Genomic DNA, 17,808 nt, shown 5'->3' with positions numbered 1-17,808 from the left:
GACCTCACGGATGTCCCGTTTTCAGGCTTCGTTGATGACAGAGGTGGAGGTTCGCGGATGGTCGGGGTCAGCCCGGAGGTGTGACGATGACGTAGTCGTCGGTCGCCCGGGCGCGTACCGCGGGGCCCTTGACATCCGCGGGCTCGTCGATGCGCGAGACGGCGAGGGTCTGGCCGATGCGTGCGAGGCGAAGCATCCGGTGTCCTAGATATCGATCGATTCGCCGGGTTCGATCGCGAGGAATTCGCCGCCGGTTTCGGTTGCGGCCCACTGGAGGCGGGCACGGTGCATGTCGCGGCCGACGACCGAGAGGGTCATGTCGTGGGTGCCGAAGGCGCGCCGGGGTGCGACGGCGAGGACGAAGTCGATGGCGTCGGAGATCTTGAGCCAGGGTGCGCCGAGGGGTGCGGCGAGCACCTTGACGTCGACGCCTTCGGGTACGGCGTAGGAGTCGCCCGGGTAGTAGAAGACGTCGTTGACGAGCACGCCGACGTTCTGGATCTGGGGGATGGAGCTGTGGATGATCTCGTGTGCGCCGCCGAAGAAGCGGAGGGTGAAGGGTTCGATGTCGACGGTGTCGCCGGGGCCGACGACGGTGATGTCGTAGCCCGCGGCTGCGGTGGCGACGCCTTCGGGTCCGTATATGGGCACGCCGGGGGAAGCTTTGCGGATGCGGTCGAGTTGTTCGGGCGTCCAGTGGTCGGGGTGTTCGTGGGTGAGCACGACGGCGACGACGCCGGTGAGGTCGGGGAAGGGGGTGCTGAGGACGCCCGGATCGATGATGAGGGAGTGCCCGGCTTCTTCGAGCAGGAGGGCAGCGTGTTCGTTCTTGGTCAGGCGCATGCTCTGAGTCAACCGCTTTTTCGAGCCCTCGAGCAAGCGTCGCGGCGTGGCGCGCGCTGATCGAGGTGCCTCATCTAGAAGTGAGCGCGAAGGGTGATGCGGTGCCTCACGTATGGTGAGCGCGAGGCTTGCGGTTCATTTGGTTGTTTGGAGTCGACGGATCGACGTTTCTAAGGATGTCATGTCGAGGTGTCGGCTGGTGGTCATGGCTTCGGTTTTGGCTTGTGATAGCTCGATGAGTTGGAGCTGGATCTGGTTGATCCGGCGGGTCAGATCGGCGGGGTTGATCCCGGTGATCCGGGCCTGAACGACGTCGGCTTGCTCGGCGGTGAGGACCCCAGAATCGCGCACTCGCTGCCAGGGTGTCTTCGGTGCGTCGTAGAGGCGTGTGCGGCGCCCGCTGGCCGCGGTGGCGTATGCGGTGGGCTTCTTCGTCGGGGTGAAGAAATTCAACCGTAGTGAGACGAGCCGCCAGAGCTCGTTCAGCAGCGCGAGCTCGTCCGGGGTGTCGTAGCGCCAATGGAACGCGTGTTTGCGGACGACGTGGTTGTTCTTCGACTCGACGGTCGCTTGGTCGTTTTTCTTGTAAGGGCGGGACCGGGTCTGGGCGATGTCACGGGCTTGGAGCCAGTCCGCGACATCATGGTTGATGAACTCCGATCCGTTGTCCGAGTCGAACACGCGCAGCTCGAATGGGAACATGTTCTGCAGATCGCCGACAGCGCCGACGATCCACTTGGCCGCGTTGTTGCGGATCGAGGCGTTCTCGGTCCACCCGGTGGCGATGTCGGTCATCGTCAACGTGCGTGCGAACTCGCCGACGAACGTGGGTCCGCAATGCGCGACGGTGTCCGCCTCGATCACCCCGGGTGCCGTGACCGGGGCATCCCCGACCTTCGACAACCCGATCGAGTTGCGCAGCAGCGGTGACGGGATCGTCGTAGAGATCCCCCGCAACTGCATCGCCCGACGTGCCGGGCTCAGATACCGGTCGATCGTTGCCGGACTCATTGTCTGAAGCTCGACGATCGTCTGCGGTGTCACGAATGGCTTGTCGAGGTCGCCGGCAGCGTGCAGCAGCGGCATCCACAGCTCCAGCATCACCACGAGGTACTTCCCGCACGGCATGCCCATCAGCGCCCACACATGCTCCAGCAGCCGCCTCGAATCATCGCTATACGTCTTGGCCCGCAACTGGCGTCTATCGACCTGCTTCGCCGGATCCGGCAGCACCGGCCCCGTCAGCATCCGCCGCGCCGTTGATCGGCCCATCCCCGTCGTGCTCATCACCTCGTCAAGGATCCGGGCCTTGTCGTGCTTCGATGCTTTCCGGTACGCGTCACGGAGTTTGTTCGTCACCTGTCGCCTCGCGGCCATCTCAATCTTGCCTTCCACACAGGCAAGCTTCGCGCTCAAAGTATGTGAGGCACCAACACACCCCACGCGCTCAAAGAAACTGAGGCACGTCGCTGATTTGTCGCCTCCGTCGTGGCGTGGCATACTTGTCAGGTTGTCTTGTGAGGCCCCATCGTATAGCGGCCTAGTACGCCGCCCTCTCACGGCGGTAACGCGGGTTCGAATCCCGCTGGGGTCACAAACGACAAAATCCCCCGGATTCCCGGGGGATTTTTTCGTTTCCGTCCCCATCGGGACGAGGCCCCGTCACCCGCGGGTGGGCCCACGCGGCAGAGGCTCCGCGCGCCGCATCGCGGCGTGTGGAGGAGCGGTGGGGGCGAATCCCGCCCGGCGTTCCGAGTCCCAGCGGGGCGCTCCATGAGCGCTCCGCGTCACCTCGTTTCTTGAAGCGCGGTGTTTCTTGAAGCGCGGTGTTTCTTGAAGCGCGGTGTTCCGAGCCCCGGTGTTTCCACGCGCGGTCAACCGTCAGCGGTGCCACACCCGCAGCCCGACAAGTGGTGCCGCATGCAGGAAGTCACGATCGGCGGTCAAGAGCATGTGCCCGTGCCGGATGGCAAGCTGCGCGATCAGCGCGTCGACGGTTCCGATCTGCACACCACCCGCGCGGCAGGTGTTTCGAAGGTCGGCGGCCGCGACGTAGTCGTCCCGGTCGGGCTCCACCAGAGGCATTGCTGCGAATCGCTCGAGTATTTGCGTCCGTCCGCGCGCGGGAACGACGCCCTGGAGTAGTTCCTGAAGGATGAGCCCTGTCGTCACGACGATGTCGTCACCGCCGAGCGCGCGCACGAGTTCGTCGACCTCTGTACTCGCCGCCGGACGATCGCGTCGGAGCGCAAGCGACCAGACGCTCGTGTCGACCAGCAGGCTCATTCGCGCGAGCGTTCGGCCTTGTAGTCGAACGAGTCATCCCACTCCAGGCCGCCGATGAGTTCCAGAATTCGCGCCTGCTCGCGGCGAGCGATGAACTCTTCGAGCGCAAGCGTAACCGCGGCCTTCTTCGATTTCTCCCCGCTGATCTGGAATGCGTGGTCGAGAAGTTCTGGGTCGATTGCGAGATTCGTGGCCATGTGCGCCTCCTTACACAGAACACTACACATGCGAATGACATCACTGCTGCATCAGCCCCTGCCAGATGCCGGCAATGGCACCTGGCCCCGCGTCACCTCATCTTGCGCCGCTGCAATTCCCTGCGTCGCTCCGTCTTCTCCATGGCTCAGACCCCCACGCCACCCAGCTCCGCGCGAACGATCGCCGCGCCGGCGCTCAGCGCCCCGAGCTTCGCCAGCGCAACACCGCGCGGCAGCGGCGCCATGCCGCAGTTCGTGCTCGCGATGAGCTTGTCGGGATCGACGAACGCTAGCGCCCGACGCAACGTGTCGGCCACGGCATCCGGTGTTTCGATCGTGTCGCTTGCCACGTCGATCGCGCCCAGCATGACCTTTTTGCCGCGGAGTAGCTCCACGAGCTCCAACGGCACCCGAGAGTTGTACGACTCCAGCGAGATCGTGTCGATGGTCGACCTCTGCAACAGCGGGAACGATTCTTCGTACTGGCGCCACTCCGACCCGAGGGTCTCTTTCCAGTCCGTGTTCGCCTTGATCCCGTACCCGTAACAAATGTGCACGACCGTTTCGGCGCGCAGCCCTTCCGCCGCCCGCTCGAGTGCTGCGACTCCCCAGTCCTGAAGCTCATCGAAGAACACATTGAATGCGGGTTCGTCGAACTGGATGATGTCGACGCCCGCCGCCTCGAGCTCTCGCGCTTCGTCGTTGAGGATCGTCGCGAACTCCCATGCCAGCTTCTCGCGACTCTTGTAGTGGGCGTCGTAGAGGGTGTCGATCATCGTCATCGGACCGGGCAGCGCCCACTTGATCGGCTGGTCGGTCTGCTGGCGCAGGAATGCCGCATCCTGAACGAAAACCGGCTTCTCGCGACTCACGGCGCCGACGACGGTCGGCACGCTGGCGTCGTAGCGGTTCCGGATGCGTACGGTTTCGCGCCTTTCGAAGTCGACCCCGCTGAGGTGCTCGATGAACGTCGTGACGAAGTGCTGCCGGGTCTGCTCGCCGTCGCTGATGATGTCGATGCCTGCGCGGCGCTGCTCGTGCACGGCCGTGCGAAGCGCGTCTTGCTTGCCCTCGATGAGCTCGTCACCCTCGAGCTTCCAGGGCGACCAGAGGGTCTCGGGCTGCGCGAGCCAGAGCGGCTTCGGCAGGCTACCGACGATCGAGGTAGGCAAGAGCTTCTGCATGATCGATGACTTTCCGGTGCTCATCCGACGGGCGTCGGGTAGTTGGCGGCCCACTGGTTCAGCACCGTGCGGTGACGTCGTACGAAGTGCTCTTCGGTGTACTTGCCCTGCGTGACCGCGAGCTGGCTGCGCTCGACGCGGTCGTAGGCGATCTCGGTGCGCGAGTAGTCGTGCTGGTCGAGGCTCGGTCGGTAGATGGCCGGTGCGGCGGCGTTGGCGTTGTAGATCTCGGGTCGATAGATCTTCTGGAACGACTCCATCGTGCTGATCGTGCCGATGAGCTGCAGGTTCGCGTAGTCGTTCAGAAGATCGCCGCGAAAGTAGAACGCCAAGGGCGCGACGCTGCCAGCGGGCATGAAGTAGCGGGTGTGTAGCCCCATCTTCGCGAAGTATTCGTCCGTCAGCGAGGACTCGTCCTGCACGTATTCGACACCCAGAATCGGATGCTGGTTCTCGGTGCGGCGGTACGTCCGGCTCGTCGAGACGCTGATGCAGATCACCGGAGACATCCGGAATCGTTCCTGATACGCGGGGGAGTCGATGAAATTCTGGAACAGTTTGCCGTGCAGATCACCGAAGTCTTCGGGCACGGCGATATCGGTCGGGGCGTTCTTGATCGCCGGGAGCAGGACGCTGAAGTCGTAGTCGCGCACGTAGGACGAGAAGTTGTTGCCGACGATTCCGTGGTGACGCGTGCCGGTGTGCCGGTCGAGGATCTGGATGTCGAGGACTTCGAGCAGCGGAAACTCCTGATCCTCGCCCTCGGTGGTGAACTGCATCGCGACCGAGACGATCTCGAGTTCGAGGGTGTAGCGGTCACGGTTCGGGTTGTCCCAGTGCGCGAGGTCGTTGAACCGGTTGTCGATCATCGTCAGGGCATTGCGCAGGTTCTGCTGTCGGTGTTCGCCCCGGGCCAGGTTGGCGAAGTTGGTGGTGATGCGCGAACTGTCCGACGGTGAGTAGTCCTCGTCGAATCGGGTGGTGGTGATGTGGAACGTGAAGGCGTTCGTCATGAGCGGCCCATCCAGTGGCTGATCGGCCGGGTTCGGCCGTGCGGAAGTCGGTGGGTCCATGGTGGGGCTGAGGCCTACATATCGAGAAACTTGCCGGGACTATACCTCCGTATAGCCTTTACCTATGGCTCGCGATTCCAGCGGTATCACTCTCCAGCAGCTCCACTACTTCATCGAGGTCGCGGCAGAGGGATCGATCAGCGCGGCCGCCGACCTGCTGTATGTCTCGCAACCGACCATGTCGGCGGCGATGAAAGAGCTCGAGTCGCGGGTGGGCCATGCCCTGCTGCTGCGCTCCGCCCGTGGGGTGACGCTCACAACAGATGGCGCGGAGTTTCTGGGGTATGCCCGGCAGGTCGTCGAGCAGGCGGAGTTGCTCGAGCAGCGGTACCTCGGGCGCCCGCCGTCGCGTCGCCTGCTCGGGGTGTCGACGCAGCACTATTCGTTCGCGGTCGATGCGATGGTGCGGATGGTGAAGGCCAGCGGGGCGGCCGAGTACGAGTTCTCGCTGCGAGAGACGCGCACGTGGGACATCATCGAGGATGTGCGGACGCTCCGGAGCGAGCTCGGCATCCTGTATCGCAACGATTTCAATCGGAACGTCATCGATAAGTTGCTGCGGGATTCGGGGCTCGCGTTCCGCCCGCTCTTTCTCGCCGAGCCGCACATCTTCATCTCGCGGAAGAATCCGCTCGCCTCGCGAGATCGTGTGACGCTCGCCGATCTCGCGGATCTGCCGCGACTGACGTTCGATCAGGGCGCGAACAACTCGTTCTATTTCGCCGAGGAGATCCTCTCGACCCTGTCGAGCAAGCAAGAGATTCGGGTCTCGGATCGCGCGACGATTTTCAACCTGATGATCGGGCTCGACGGTTACACGATCTCGACGGGCATCATCAGCGACGACCTGGACCCCGAGATCACCGCGATTCCGCTCGACATCGACGAACGCATCGAGATCGGATGGATCGGCCACTCCGCCATCCCGCTGACCGAGCAAGCGCAGCGCTACCTCGCGGAGGTGCGTGCTGTGGTGGCGGGGTTTGGGGTGGTGCTGCTCGGGTAGGGGCGGGCGCGGCGTTCGACATCGCCTCGCGGTCAGCGGTTGGAACCGCCATCTCGAGCGTCTCAGCCTCTATTCTGGGGAACATGCTCACCCAGGCTGCGCTTGACCGCACTGCGCTCGCACGCGCCTGCGAACAATTCGGTGTTGCGCGGCTGCGGATTTTCGGTTCGGCGGTCAGCGTGAGTTTCGACCCTGAGACGAGTGATGTGGACTTTCTCGTCGATTTTCGCGCGGATGCGCCCGGGGGCATAGCGCCCTTTCTCGGTTTGAAGGACGCGCTCGAACGGATTGTGGGACGAGAGGTCGACCTGGTCGAGGCTGGTGCGGTTCGGAACCCCTACTTCGCCAAGAAGGCGTTCGGCGAGGCCGTGGACCTCTATGCGGCCTGAATCTGGTGCGCCCCTCTGGGACGCCGTCGACGCGGCGAAGACGATCGGTACGTTTCTCGCCGGTACGTCGCGAGAGGACTATTCGCGGGAGCTGATGCGCCGCCGCGCGGTGGAGCGCGAGTTCGAGATTATTGGCGAGGCGCTGAACACCCTTCGGCGCATCGATCCTGAAACCGCGGCCCGGGTTCCCGGACTGGCGAACGCCGTGGGGCTGCGGAACATTCTGATTCACGGCTACGCGGAGATCATCGACACTCGCATCTACGAGACGGCGGTGCAGGATCTGCCCGGACTGATCGACATCCTCGAGACGTTGCTCCACGAGGCGGGTGACCCCTGACCGTGACCATTCAGCACCAGAACGCGTTCGAGACCGGGATCATCGCGCGACGGTGATCTCGCCGATCACTGGTCGATCTGGGTCAATGGCAACTGGCGTGTGACGTTCCGGTTCGTTGGGCAAGACGTGGAACTCGTCGACCACCAGGATTACCACTGAGGAGGGAACGAACATGATGAAGAATCCGCCGCATCCCGGCTTCGTACTCGGGGAAGACGTGCTCGGGGAGCTCGGGCTTACCGTCGTTGAGGCTGCGGCCCGCCTCGGTGTATCTCGTGTGACACTCAGTCGTGTGATCCACGGTCACGCGGGGGTGAGCCCGAATCTCGCCGTGCGGCTCGAGCGTGCCGGGGTCGGCACCGCACGCGCGTGGCTCGCGATGCAGACGAACTACGACCTCGCCCAGGAGCTAGATGGCAAGGAGTACGACGTCCGTCCGCTCGTCGTCGCGTGAGGTCGCTGAGTAGTCGACGTCTTGGGTGCCACTGAATATTGCGCTTCAGCGACATCGAATATTGCGGGCCGGCGCTTCACTGGCCTGACGTTCAGTCTTCCAGCGTGCCCTGCTCCAGCTCAGCGAACTTCGTCGCCATGGTCGGGTTGCCCTTCGTGAGCTTCTTGATCGTCAGATCTTGCGCCTTGTCGTTCGCAAGCCGAAGGTTGTTCGCGGACTTGTGGAGCGCGTCCTTCGTTTTTTCGAGGTCTTTGATCGCCTCGTCGATGCGCTTCACTGCCTCTTCGAAGCCATCCGAAGCAAGTCGCCAGTTGCGCCCGAAGGTGCTCTTGAACTCTTCGACTTGCTGTTCGAAGTTGGTGATGTCGACGTTCTGCGCCTTCACCAGTGCGAGTTCGGCCTTGTACTTCAGCGAGTTCAGAGCCGCGTTCCGGAGCACCGTAATGATCGGGATGAAGAACTGCGGACGAACGACGTACATCTTCGGATATCGGTGCGACACGTCGACGATGCCCGAGTTATACAGCTCGCTGTCGGGTTCGAGTAGCGAGACGAGCACCGCGTACTCGCAACCCTTCTCGTTGCGGTCCTTGTCGAGCTCCTTGAGGAAGTCCTCGTTCTTGTGCTTCGTCGCCGTGCCGTCGGACTCGTTCTTCATCTCGAACATGATCGACAGGATCTCGGTTCCTGCGCCGTCGGCTTCGCGGAAGATGTAGTCGCCTTTGCTGCCCGTGCGTGCGTCGTTGTCTTTCTCGAAGTAGGCAGTCGGGAAGGCAGTCGCCCGGATCTGGTTGAACGTCGTCTCGCAGTGCTGCTCAAGTGTTTCGCCGACCATCTTGGTCGAGAGTCTCGCCTTGAAGTCCTTGAGGCGCTCGATCTGCTCGTCGCGATCCTTGATCTGCGTCTCGTACTTGTCCTTCAGCGCGGCTTCGGCGAGTTGCTTCTCCAGCTCGATCCGCGCCAGACCGCTCTTCAGCTCCTCGCGCTCCTTTTCGACCACGCCGACGGCCTCAGTGATGGCGAGCTTTCGCGCGACGGCATCGGCGTCGAGCTTCGCCTTCAGATCCTGAATCTCAGTGTCTTTCGCGACTGCCGCCTTCTGCAGCTCGTTGACGAGCTTGGCTTCCGCGATTTCGAGCGCTGTCTGCTTTTCGGTCTTCGCCTTCTCGAGCTCATTCGCCAGCGCGTTGCGCTGCTTCTCGGCGGTGGCCAACGACTCGGCTACTGCCAGCTTCTGCGCGGCCTCGGCAGCGTCGATCTTCGCCTTCAGATCCTGAATCTCAGAGTCCTTTTTCGCGGCTGCCGCTTGCAGCTCGGCGGTGACCTTCGCCTCGGCAAGTTCGATCGCCGACTTCTTGTCCTTGTCCGCGAGTTCGAGCCGTTCGTGCAGTTGATTCTCGAAATCGTCGTCGCGGACTTGCTTCAGGATGTCGGCGTAGCCAGCCTCATCGATGGTGAATGCTTTGCCGCAACTCGGGCAGAAGATCTCGTGCACGTCGGTTCCGTTCTCGATAGGTAACAGAGTGTGCCGCAAACGCCCCTGGATCTAGGGGAGAGATGTCGCGTTCGCGAGGAGCGCGGAGGCATTGGGATCCGCGACTTCATGGATGGGGCTTTCGTTCTCGAAGATGTTCTTCATGACCTGTTCGAGTTCCGTCTTGATGCTCACCCCAGATTCACCAAGGTCCGCGAGGTACATGTGAAGAGTCGAGCAGGCGCTGCGGTACTCGATCGCCTGCTTCACCTTGTCGCGCTGCTGCGATCGACTGGCGTAGTAACTCTCGATCGCCCCGAGCGAAAGCACATTCGTATTCGACTCACGCAACAGATCGATGAGTTCAGCCTTCTTTGCTTGGATGGCGCCGGTTGCAGACTCGAGAACAGCGAGCCTGTCTCCTTTCCGTCGAAACGCGAAGAACGCGTCAACAGCGCGACTCAACGCCTCGAACGACTCTGGGGTGTCGTCGAGCACTGATCGAGCGCTCTCCACGGCTCCCCAGAGGGCATGGGCTTCGCCCTTCGCTGCGATCTCCTTGGCCTCACCTTCGGTAATTTCGCGCGCTTCGGTGATCTCTTGATCCACCAGTTGCAGCAGGGCGCCGCGTGCGGTTCTTGCGAGTTCGCTCGGCTCAAGCTTGTCGAAACTGCCGATGAGCGCGTCGAGGTCGCATACGACGTGCACGGGTATCTCGAACTTCTTGAAGAATGAACGATAGCTCGCAATGTTGCCCTTGCCGTTGGTGCGGGCGAATGCGATGTTCATTTCGACTGCGTCCCACTTCGGGTTCAACAGCTTGGCAAGATGTGGCAGTAGAAGTGCGTCGCTGTCGCCTTCAACCAGCACTACCTTCTTGGCGAAGAAGCCAATGCTGTTGTTCTCGTGACAGATGATCTGAAATGCCGTCTTGGCAGATAGGTCGCTCCCGATCGATATTGGCGAAACCGTTGTGTGCGGAGAAGATGCCGGGTCTGGCCTCACCTTTCGGAACCTTACAAACGACTCAGTGGTGTCTGCATCGAAAAACATCGGAGAGTGAGTGGTGACGAGAACCGGGTAATCCTTGGCGAAGACTTCTAGCGCAGCGAAGAGTTGGCGCTGTGCAGGAGGGTACAGATAGAGTTCCGGCTCCTCGAACAGCAGCCAGTAATGGCCCTTGACAGTCCCGGCATTTGCTATTCCCGATGAGCGCAGCGACGTGTAGGCGCGAAGGATGGCGAACGCTACGGCGCGTTTCAGCCCGTCGCCCTTGGAAACAATCGGACCCTCATGTCCGTCATCAGCAGATATTTCCGCGGACGAGAGAATGGTCTTCATCTTCGGCATCGGAACGTGGATCTTAAGGCCCACATCAGGAAAGGTCTCATTGACGAACTGGTTGATCAGACTTTCAATGGTCTTCACCTCGTCGAGCCGCGAGTCGACGAGTATTCCGTCTTCGCCAGTCACTCGGCTGAGCTTCTTCTGGATCTCCCGGAACTGCTCCTCAACCTCCGAGAACTGGTCCTGAACTTCCTCGAGCAATATACCCAGCAGCTTGCCGAACGTAGCGGTATCGGTGGTTTTCACCTCGTCGGCAACATCTTTCACTGCCTCGATGTAGATAGGCTCAGGCAGAAAATTCTTGATTCCGGCATCGAGCCCGGTGCCGAGAGGCTCGTCCCGGTACACCAACTCTTCAGCCGTCATCTCGCTCACGTGCGACTCACGAAGTTCTTGAGCTTTCGCGTGAGTGGGTTTCGCGGGGAGCAAGCTATCCAGCTCAGGTAACTCCTGCACAATGACCGCACGGAGCTCGGCCCCTGAGTGCCCCTTCATCAGAGCCGCAAGGGAATTTTGTGTCCAACGCTCCTCTGCGGGGCCGAGCTTCGAGATAGAGAGTTGTGACTTGCTGACTACGCCTTGCACAGGCGGGTCGACCAGCCTCACAAAGCGCACTGACCCGTCCACGACGTCCGGGGCGAAACTGGCCCTGTGCTGATCGGTAGCGATGCGATCGAGATCGGACTGAACAATTTCGGTCACTTGCAACTCGATGCGGATCGACTTGGTCTGATCGTAGAAGTCTGATGGGCCGGGCTTCTTGCTCGAGCTCGGGAGCAAAAGCAGTATCGCCTGGAGGGCGGAGGATTTGCCGGAGTTGTTCTCGCCAATGAAACAGCCGAACTCAGAGAGGGGAATCGTCACCTCCTTCAACCCGCGGAAATTTTCGATCTTGATACGCGTGATCTTCACGTTTGCCCCTCTTCTATTCCGCGGCTCTACGCATCCTGGCTGCCGCCGGGTGAACTTTGCACTCGGCCCGATTCCGGCAGAATCACCAGTGGTGGGAGCGACATTACGATGTTCACTGTCTCGACGCTCACGGTGACGATGCGCGCGAGCAGGTCGAGGATGTAGCGGGGATTGCCCTGCTCCTCGGCCCAGTCGTTGGGGTCGTTGACGATCCCCGACGCCTTGTCGGTCTTGACCTGGTAGCGCTCAATGATCCAGTCGATGGCAGAACGGGAACCGAGCATGTACTCGTGGGCCTCGTCTGGGATGCCGGAGACGGTGATACCACTGTTGTAGATAACCGTGGTCTTGTCGGCCACGCGGCCTGACTTGGCGTACTTCATCTTCTCGACGCCGTAGCTCGCGTTTGCGCTGCGCTGTTCGTGGAGCGGGTATGACTCGACGGTCTCGTAGCCCAAATGAAGCTTGGCGAGCCTCCGCCCCGCATCGCTGAACGCGTGGAAGTCATTGACCTTCGGGATGCGCGGGAGCATTTTCTTGAGGTCGCCCTCGAACTGCTCGCGGTAGTCGGGAGAGTGAAGGATGCCGTAGAGGTAAAAGAAGATGCCGTCCTTCGTGATCTCCCGCCCGAAGGTCTTTTGATAGTCCTCGAGGATCTCGTTGGTGATGTTATCGATGCGTCTGTAGCCTGTTCCGTCATCATCGAGGGCAGAGAGTAGATCACCGTCGTGTTCGCGTTGTTCGAAGCTGTAGCGGGGGAAGAACTGGCCCCCTTTCCCGTAGATGTCTAGGCAGGGGAGGGCGTCGAGGGCGAGCACTGCAAACTCGCTCGTTGCGTGCACCCCATTGAGGTAGAAGCCCCAATTGTCGGTCTCAGCGGAGGGGAAGGCTCTATCGAGTTGATACACCATGTCGTTGAGGCCGCGGTCGAAGTAGACCTTTTGCTTCGAGAACGGGCGGTAGACACTGGTCCGAATTCGATCGCTGTCGAACTTCAACATCTTCCCGCGTCGCAGACTGCTCTCGTCGGCGCGGTTCCAACTGATCTTGCCCGCGTCGTCGTTTCGATTCCACGCTAGGCCCGCTTCTCGTGCGACTCGAGCCTCGTCCACCTGTTGGTTATGGAACTCGATCATGCGCTTGACGTTCTGCTCCAGCGCAAGACGCGAGTAGTTGTAGACCCATGCGTCGCGCGCAGTCGCCAACCCGCGAGAGTAGGTGGTCAAGACGCGAGGTTCGCGCGAATCGCTCTTGTCCTTGGAAGCGAGGAGTGTGAACGACTCGAACTCGGCGTTGCGCTGGTTGACCCAGTCGCCCTCGGCGTTGGGCGTGATGGGTATCCAGTCGATGCCGGTGTAGCTGCGAGCGCTGCGGACGGCTTCGAGCTTCTGCTCGCGGGTGAGGTAGTCGCCGATGTCTCGGTAGAAGACCTTGCCGAGGGTTGGGCCGTCGGGGTTCTTGATGAGCAGGTAGATGGCGGCGGTAGTGCGCGTTCCCTGACCGAAGACGTTGTCCTTCTCCTTGCGTCGTTGCTCACCAGCGGTACGCGCGTTGCCGCGAAGGTTGAACACGTAGATGGAGTTGAACTCGGCCGCGAAGCTCTTTCGGAGACCATCTGCGGTGTTGCCGTCGATGAACCCGCCGTTAGAGACGAACGAGACGATGCCTCGGTCGCCGACGCGGTCGGAGGCCCAGCGGATTGCGCGGATGTAGGAGTCGTAGAGGTTGTTTTTGTTCTGCGCCGTGGAGCGTGCGGCATACGTCGCGGCGATCTTCGAATCGAGCGTTGGGTAGCTGAGATTTTGGTTGTTGTCGTTGCCGGACTCCTGACCCTTCGAATATGGAGGGTTGCCGATGACGACACGGATGTCGAGCGCTTTTTGCGCCTCGGCGCGTTCGTTGTTCTCCGGAAACACGCCGTGGTTGTCGAGTTCGTCGTCGGCCTCGTTCATCTGGAACGTATCGGTCAGCACGATGCCCTCGAAGGGCACGTAGTCGCCACCGACGAGGTCGTGGTAAGTCTCTTCGATGTTGATCGCGGCGACGTAGTAGGCGAGCAGCACCAGTTCGTTGGCGTGCAGCTCGTACCGGTATTTGTAGGCGAGGTCTTCGGGCTTGATGAGTCCGGATTGGAGGAGCCGGACGATGAAGGTGCCGGTGCCGGTGAAAGGGTCGAGGACGTGCACGCCCTTATCCGACAGGCTCGCCCCGAACTCCGCCTTCAGCGCGTCATCGACGCTGTGGATGATGAAGTCCACGATCTCGTTGGGGGTGTAGACGATGCCGAGGCGGTCGCTGGTCCCCGAGAAGGCGGTCTGGAAGAACTTTTCGTACAGCTCTTTGACGATCTGCTGCTTCGCCGCGGCATCCGTGATTCCGGATGCGCGGGTGCGCACAGAGTCGTAGAACTTGTCGAGCTTCTCGGTCTCTTTCTCTAGATGCTGCTCTTCGAGCGCATCGATCATGTGCTGCATGACCTGCGAGACAGGGTTGTGGTCGCTGAAGGCATAGCCCTCGAACAGGGCGTCGAACACCGGCTTGGTGATGAGGTGCTGCGAGAGCATCTCGATGGCTTCCCGTTCGGTGATGAACGGGTTGAGGTTGTCTTGCAGCCCCTTCAAGAAACGAGCGAACTCGTCGTGCAGAGTCGCATCTGAGCCCTCGACCAGCGTCTTGATACGGGTCATGTGGTCAGAGGCGATGCCCGCGACATCCTTGGCCCAGTTCTCCCAGTAGCGACGCTCGCCGACCTTCTGCACGATCTTGGCGAGGATCGCGTCGCGCCACTGGTCGAGAGCGGGGAAGTCGAGCATGACGGCGGTGTTGCCGGTCTCGTTCTTGTCGTCGTCTTTGCCTCCACCGCCGACGCCGATGACAGAGAGCTTGCCCTCGGTGGACTTCGTGAGGTCGATCTTGTTGACCATCGCGTCGAAGCGCTCGTCGTGCGCGCGAAGGGCCTGAAGCACCTGCCACACGACCTTGTACTTCCTGTTGTCGTTCAACGCGGTCGCCGGATCCATATCGGCGGGCACGCCGATGGGCAGGATGACGTAGCCGTACTTCTTGCCCTCCAGCTTGCGCATCACCCGACCCACAGACTGCACGACATCAACGACGGAGTCGCGGGGGTTGAGGAACATCACCGCGTCGAGAGCGGGAACGTCCACGCCTTCGGAGAGCACCTTGGCGTTGGTCAGGATGCGGGCGTTGCCGGCGCCGGGATCTTGCTTCAGCCAGTCGAGCTCTTTGTTGCGGTCGAGCACGTTGTAGGTGCCATCGACATGGTGCACTTCCACATCGAGAAGATTCGATGCGCTCTCGTCCGTCTCTTGATCGATGAGGTCGATCTCGGCCTCGACGACCCGCTCGAACAGATTGGCGATCTTCTTCGACTCAGAGATGTTCTTGGCGAACGCGACCGCTCGCTTCATCGGCTCGGGGTCGAGGGCGAACTCTTCCGGAGTCAGCGAGCGCTTGGAGAGGCCATTCCAACATCCGACGATCTTCGCGGCATCGTCGAGGGTCAGCTCGTTATTCTCGTCAGCCAGCAGGCGCTGGAAGCGGGAGGAGATGTACGACTCGTCCACGGCGAGCACGAGCACCTTGTAGTCGGTGAGTCGCCCCATCGAGACGGCCTCGCCGAACCCGAGACGGTGGAACTCTTCGCCGTAGAACTCGGGGCTGTCCATGTCGGTCAGGACTGCACCGGCCTCCTCGGCCTTGGATCTGCTGGCGTCAGCGTAGATGCGCGGCGTGGCCGTCATGTAGAGGCGCCGCTTGCCTCTGATGTAGTCCTGGTTGTGCACCTTGACGAACGCGGACTCTTCATTGCCAGCCAGCGTGACACCGGTCGTCCGGTGCGCTTCATCGCAGACGATGAGGTCGAACTCGGGCACACCCTCGGACTGCGCCTTGGCGACGACGTCAATCGACTGGTAGGTCGAGAACACGACGGTGATGCCGTCGAAGTCGTCTGGTATCTCTGAGAACTTAGCCACGAGCTTCGTGGTGTTCGTTGTCGCCGGGTAGGCGAGATCGGTAACCGGGATGTCTTCGTCGGACTTTCGCTTGCCGACGCTCACGTCCGAGCAGACGGCGAACGAGCGCAGCGGAAGAGCGGACTCGATCGTCCACTCCTTCAGCGTCTGGGACAGCAGTGAGATAGAGGGAACGAGAAACAGGACGGTGCCGCCACGGGGCACGACCTTCTCGACGAGCTTGAGGCTCGTGAAGGTCTTGCCGGTTCCGCAAGCCATGATCAGCTTGCCGCGGTCGGCTGTCTCGAACCCCGCGACGACCTTCGAGATTGCCAACTCTTGATGAGGGAACGGCTGCTTTGCGGCCTTCTTCGTCAAGTCGCCAGGGGAGTTGAGGGAGAACTGGTCCCAGTCGATCGAGGAATCATCGAGATCCTGCACTCGCAACCGCTGCACGGGCGGGTTCTGGTTCTCGACCGCATCCTCGGCGTTGCTGCCCCAGTTGTCGCTCGTTGAGATGACAAGGCGAGCAGCAAACTCAGGCTTGCCGTCGAGGTTCTTGCTGGATGCCGCGAGGAACGAGTCCAGCATGGGCTTCGTGACCGTCGTCGATGGGTCGAAGAACTTGCATTGGATCGCCGTCAGCTCGCCGGTGTCACGAGCGCGAGCAACAAGGTCAATGCCGGTGTCTTTGCGCCCGCCGCGCTGCGGGTAGTCCGTCCACATCCACACCTCGTCGAAGAGCTGCGCATACTGCGGCTCTATCGTGAGGTAGGCCTGCATGAGCCGTTCGAAGCGGTCGCCCTTGTCGCGCTCGTCATAAGAGACCGAGCGGAGCTCACTCAGGATGTCGTGGATGCTCGCTGCCATGCGGTGCCTCTTTCGAATTTGCCCGTGGTCCCAAGTTATCGGTCACAGTTCACATCTTCGCCAGGCCCGCGAGCGCGGCGCTTCCTCCACATCAACTCATCGAGGCTATGCACCCCCAAAACGACGGACGCGGAGCCGACCAGTAGGCGGAAGTCTGCATCCTCGTTCTGGAGGACTGATGACGGATTGGATTGCCCGCTACGAAGAGGGGTGCGTCACTGCTGGCGGCGCAGTCATGTTGCTGACGGATAGGTTGCACCGCGATCATCCTTGGCCTTCCCCTGAGGATGCACTGCGGGGATGGTTGTCGCGCGCGGATCTTCAAGGACCAGACGTGCACCGATACGGAAATGGTCTGGAACAAGTGGACGATGTGCGGGGCCGTCCCGACTTTCGCGCGGTCGATGTTGTCAGCATCTGGCGTCGGGTCACCTTTTACCGTGTGAATGAGCTCCCTGTTCTCGCGTGGTGAGAGGAGGGAGCCAGCAGCGCTTGCTCAACGGCCGAGGGCGTTCCATATTCGTGACAATCGTGCCAATATCGTCACATGAACCTGAGTGAGCCGTTGGATGGACTCACGACCCCTGTCGAGGCGGCCGTGTTGCGAGTTCTCGCGCGCACCGACTCGGGATTTTCGGGTCGACAGGTTCACGTGCTCGCTGGAATTGGCTCGACGTCGAGTGTGCATCGCGCACTGAGGAACCTCGTCCGGATTGGCGTAGTGGTAGCCGAGGCCCGGCCACCCGCGATCATCTACCGCGCCAACCGTGGGCACGTGCTCTGGCCGGTAATCCAGATGGGCCTGGGCGCACGTTCACGGGTCATCGATAGCATCCGGGATTTTTGTGAGCACGCGCCTGACGAGGTTCCGGGCGTGCGCGATGTCTCTGTTGTTCTCTACGGCTCCGTCGCGCGGAGAGAGTCGACGATGGACTCCGATATCGATCTGCTCGTTGCGTATCCAGGCGGATTCGATGCAGACGGCCGGGCCGCATTCGACTATCACCTCGCGGAGCACGTCACGCGCATCACTGGCAACGAGGCCCAGGTCTTCTCCCTCGAACGGTCCGAGTTCGACCAGCGTCTCCTAGAGAGCGATCCATTCATCGCAGATGTCGCTGGCCAGAGCATCCACATCTTCGGCCCGAGGCTTCCGCCCGTGGCAACTGGCGCGGTATGACGGCGATTCGTCATTTGCCGGTCAAACCAGCTGAGCTCGAGGACGTCTTGTACGCATCGGACGCTGGGCACAGTGGCGCGATCAAGGCCCTGCTTCAAAAGAGCGACTTTGCAGCGCTCGTGGAAGTGCTGGTGGCGATGGGGCTCTACGAGAAGACGCGCGGCGAGGCGGAGCGGGCCGCGAGCGCGGGGTGAAGGCCTGACTCACGTCGGCTGAGGCCCGTCCCTGGGAGATTCCGACGCCTTCCCCTAGGCTCCCGAATGGGACTGCCCGGCC

General features: G+C 61.6%; 16 protein-coding genes and 1 tRNA gene. 7 read left to right on the top strand and 10 right to left on the bottom strand.

Annotation, left to right across the window (positions count from 1 at the left end; genetic code table 11):
- Positions 1-67 precede the first annotated feature (67 nt).
- The 3 genes from ACT9TC_RS01930 to ACT9TC_RS01920 form a co-directional block, all read right to left on the bottom strand.
- Positions 68-196 (bottom strand): hypothetical protein, encoded by a 129-nt coding sequence (locus ACT9TC_RS01930; protein WP_458041773.1) that lies wholly within the window; start codon positions 194-196, stop codon positions 68-70.
- 8 nt (positions 197-204) lie between these two features.
- A complete protein-coding gene (locus ACT9TC_RS01925) occupies positions 205-843 on the bottom strand; it encodes an MBL fold metallo-hydrolase (RefSeq protein WP_458041772.1) in 639 nt (212 codons plus the stop codon).
- 135 nt (positions 844-978) lie between these two features.
- The gene (locus tag ACT9TC_RS01920) at positions 979-2,202 is read right to left on the bottom strand and encodes an integrase catalytic domain-containing protein (protein WP_458040749.1); all 1,224 of its coding nucleotides are present in this window, start codon (positions 2,200-2,202) and stop codon (positions 979-981) included.
- A gap of 162 nt (positions 2,203-2,364) precedes the next feature.
- Here ACT9TC_RS01920 and ACT9TC_RS01915 point away from each other — a divergent pair.
- Positions 2,365-2,437: transfer RNA gene (locus ACT9TC_RS01915), tRNA-Glu, on the top strand.
- Positions 2,438-2,724: 287 nt separating this feature from the next.
- On the opposite strand, the gene vapC is transcribed toward ACT9TC_RS01915, so the two are convergent.
- From vapC to ACT9TC_RS01895, 4 genes are all read right to left on the bottom strand, one after another.
- Complete coding sequence (gene vapC / locus ACT9TC_RS01910; RefSeq protein ID WP_458041771.1) at positions 2,725-3,129, bottom strand: type II toxin-antitoxin system VapC family toxin; 405 nt, start codon at positions 3,127-3,129, stop codon at positions 2,725-2,727.
- Positions 3,126-3,326 (bottom strand): type II toxin-antitoxin system VapB family antitoxin, encoded by a 201-nt coding sequence (locus ACT9TC_RS01905; RefSeq protein ID WP_458041770.1) that lies wholly within the window; start codon positions 3,324-3,326, stop codon positions 3,126-3,128. Before ACT9TC_RS01905 ends, vapC begins: the two co-directional genes overlap by 4 nt.
- Before the next feature lie 146 nt (positions 3,327-3,472).
- Entirely contained in the window at positions 3,473-4,510 is a 1,038-nt protein-coding gene (locus tag ACT9TC_RS01900; RefSeq protein WP_458042984.1) for a methionine synthase, read from the bottom strand.
- Positions 4,511-4,530: 20 nt separating this feature from the next.
- A complete protein-coding gene (locus ACT9TC_RS01895; RefSeq protein WP_458041769.1) occupies positions 4,531-5,523 on the bottom strand; it encodes a DUF1852 domain-containing protein in 993 nt (330 codons plus the stop codon).
- A 124-nt stretch (positions 5,524-5,647) separates the two neighbouring features.
- On the opposite strand from ACT9TC_RS01895, the gene ACT9TC_RS01890 reads away from it, so the two are divergent.
- The 4 genes from ACT9TC_RS01890 to ACT9TC_RS01875 all read left to right on the top strand — a co-directional run bounded on the left by ACT9TC_RS01890 (position 5,648) and on the right by ACT9TC_RS01875 (position 7,772).
- Positions 5,648-6,589 (top strand): LysR family transcriptional regulator, encoded by a 942-nt coding sequence (locus ACT9TC_RS01890; RefSeq protein ID WP_458041768.1) that lies wholly within the window; start codon positions 5,648-5,650, stop codon positions 6,587-6,589.
- 83 nt (positions 6,590-6,672) lie between these two features.
- On the top strand, positions 6,673-6,978 hold the full coding sequence (locus ACT9TC_RS01885; RefSeq protein WP_458041767.1) for a nucleotidyltransferase family protein: 306 nt from the start codon (positions 6,673-6,675) through the stop codon (positions 6,976-6,978).
- On the top strand, positions 6,968-7,318 hold the full coding sequence (locus ACT9TC_RS01880) for a HepT-like ribonuclease domain-containing protein (RefSeq protein ID WP_458041766.1): 351 nt from the start codon (positions 6,968-6,970) through the stop codon (positions 7,316-7,318). The genes ACT9TC_RS01885 and ACT9TC_RS01880 overlap by 11 nt, the downstream gene beginning before the upstream one ends.
- A gap of 172 nt (positions 7,319-7,490) precedes the next feature.
- A complete protein-coding gene (locus ACT9TC_RS01875) occupies positions 7,491-7,772 on the top strand; it encodes a HigA family addiction module antitoxin (protein WP_458041765.1) in 282 nt (93 codons plus the stop codon).
- A 91-nt stretch (positions 7,773-7,863) separates the two neighbouring features.
- Here the strand turns inward: ACT9TC_RS01875 and ACT9TC_RS01870 are convergent, their stop codons facing one another.
- The 3 genes from ACT9TC_RS01870 to ACT9TC_RS01860 are packed head-to-tail and all read right to left on the bottom strand — an operon-like array spanning position 7,864 to position 16,352.
- Positions 7,864-9,267 carry a DUF2130 domain-containing protein gene (locus ACT9TC_RS01870; protein ID WP_458041764.1) on the bottom strand — a complete coding sequence of 468 codons (1,404 nt, stop codon included), beginning with the start codon at positions 9,265-9,267 and terminating at the stop codon, positions 7,864-7,866.
- Between the two features lie 51 nt (positions 9,268-9,318).
- On the bottom strand, positions 9,319-11,505 hold the full coding sequence (locus ACT9TC_RS01865; RefSeq protein ID WP_458041763.1) for an ATP-dependent nuclease: 2,187 nt from the start codon (positions 11,503-11,505) through the stop codon (positions 9,319-9,321).
- Positions 11,506-11,531: 26 nt separating this feature from the next.
- Positions 11,532-16,352 (bottom strand): DEAD/DEAH box helicase, encoded by a 4,821-nt coding sequence (locus ACT9TC_RS01860; RefSeq protein ID WP_458041762.1) that lies wholly within the window; start codon positions 16,350-16,352, stop codon positions 11,532-11,534.
- A gap of 547 nt (positions 16,353-16,899) precedes the next feature.
- Here ACT9TC_RS01860 and ACT9TC_RS01855 point away from each other — a divergent pair.
- Together ACT9TC_RS01855 and ACT9TC_RS01850 are read left to right on the top strand one after the other, a co-directional pair.
- Entirely contained in the window at positions 16,900-17,532 is a 633-nt protein-coding gene (locus tag ACT9TC_RS01855; protein WP_458041761.1) for a nucleotidyltransferase family protein, read from the top strand.
- Positions 17,529-17,726: a hypothetical protein gene (locus ACT9TC_RS01850; protein WP_458041760.1), complete on the top strand. Its 198-nt coding sequence runs from the start codon at positions 17,529-17,531 to the stop codon at positions 17,724-17,726. The genes ACT9TC_RS01855 and ACT9TC_RS01850 overlap by 4 nt, the downstream gene beginning before the upstream one ends.
- Positions 17,727-17,808: the final 82 nt, after the last annotated feature.

Source organism: Microbacterium sp. HM-570, from assembly GCF_054165885.1.
This window is presented reverse-complemented; position numbering and strand designations above follow the sequence as displayed.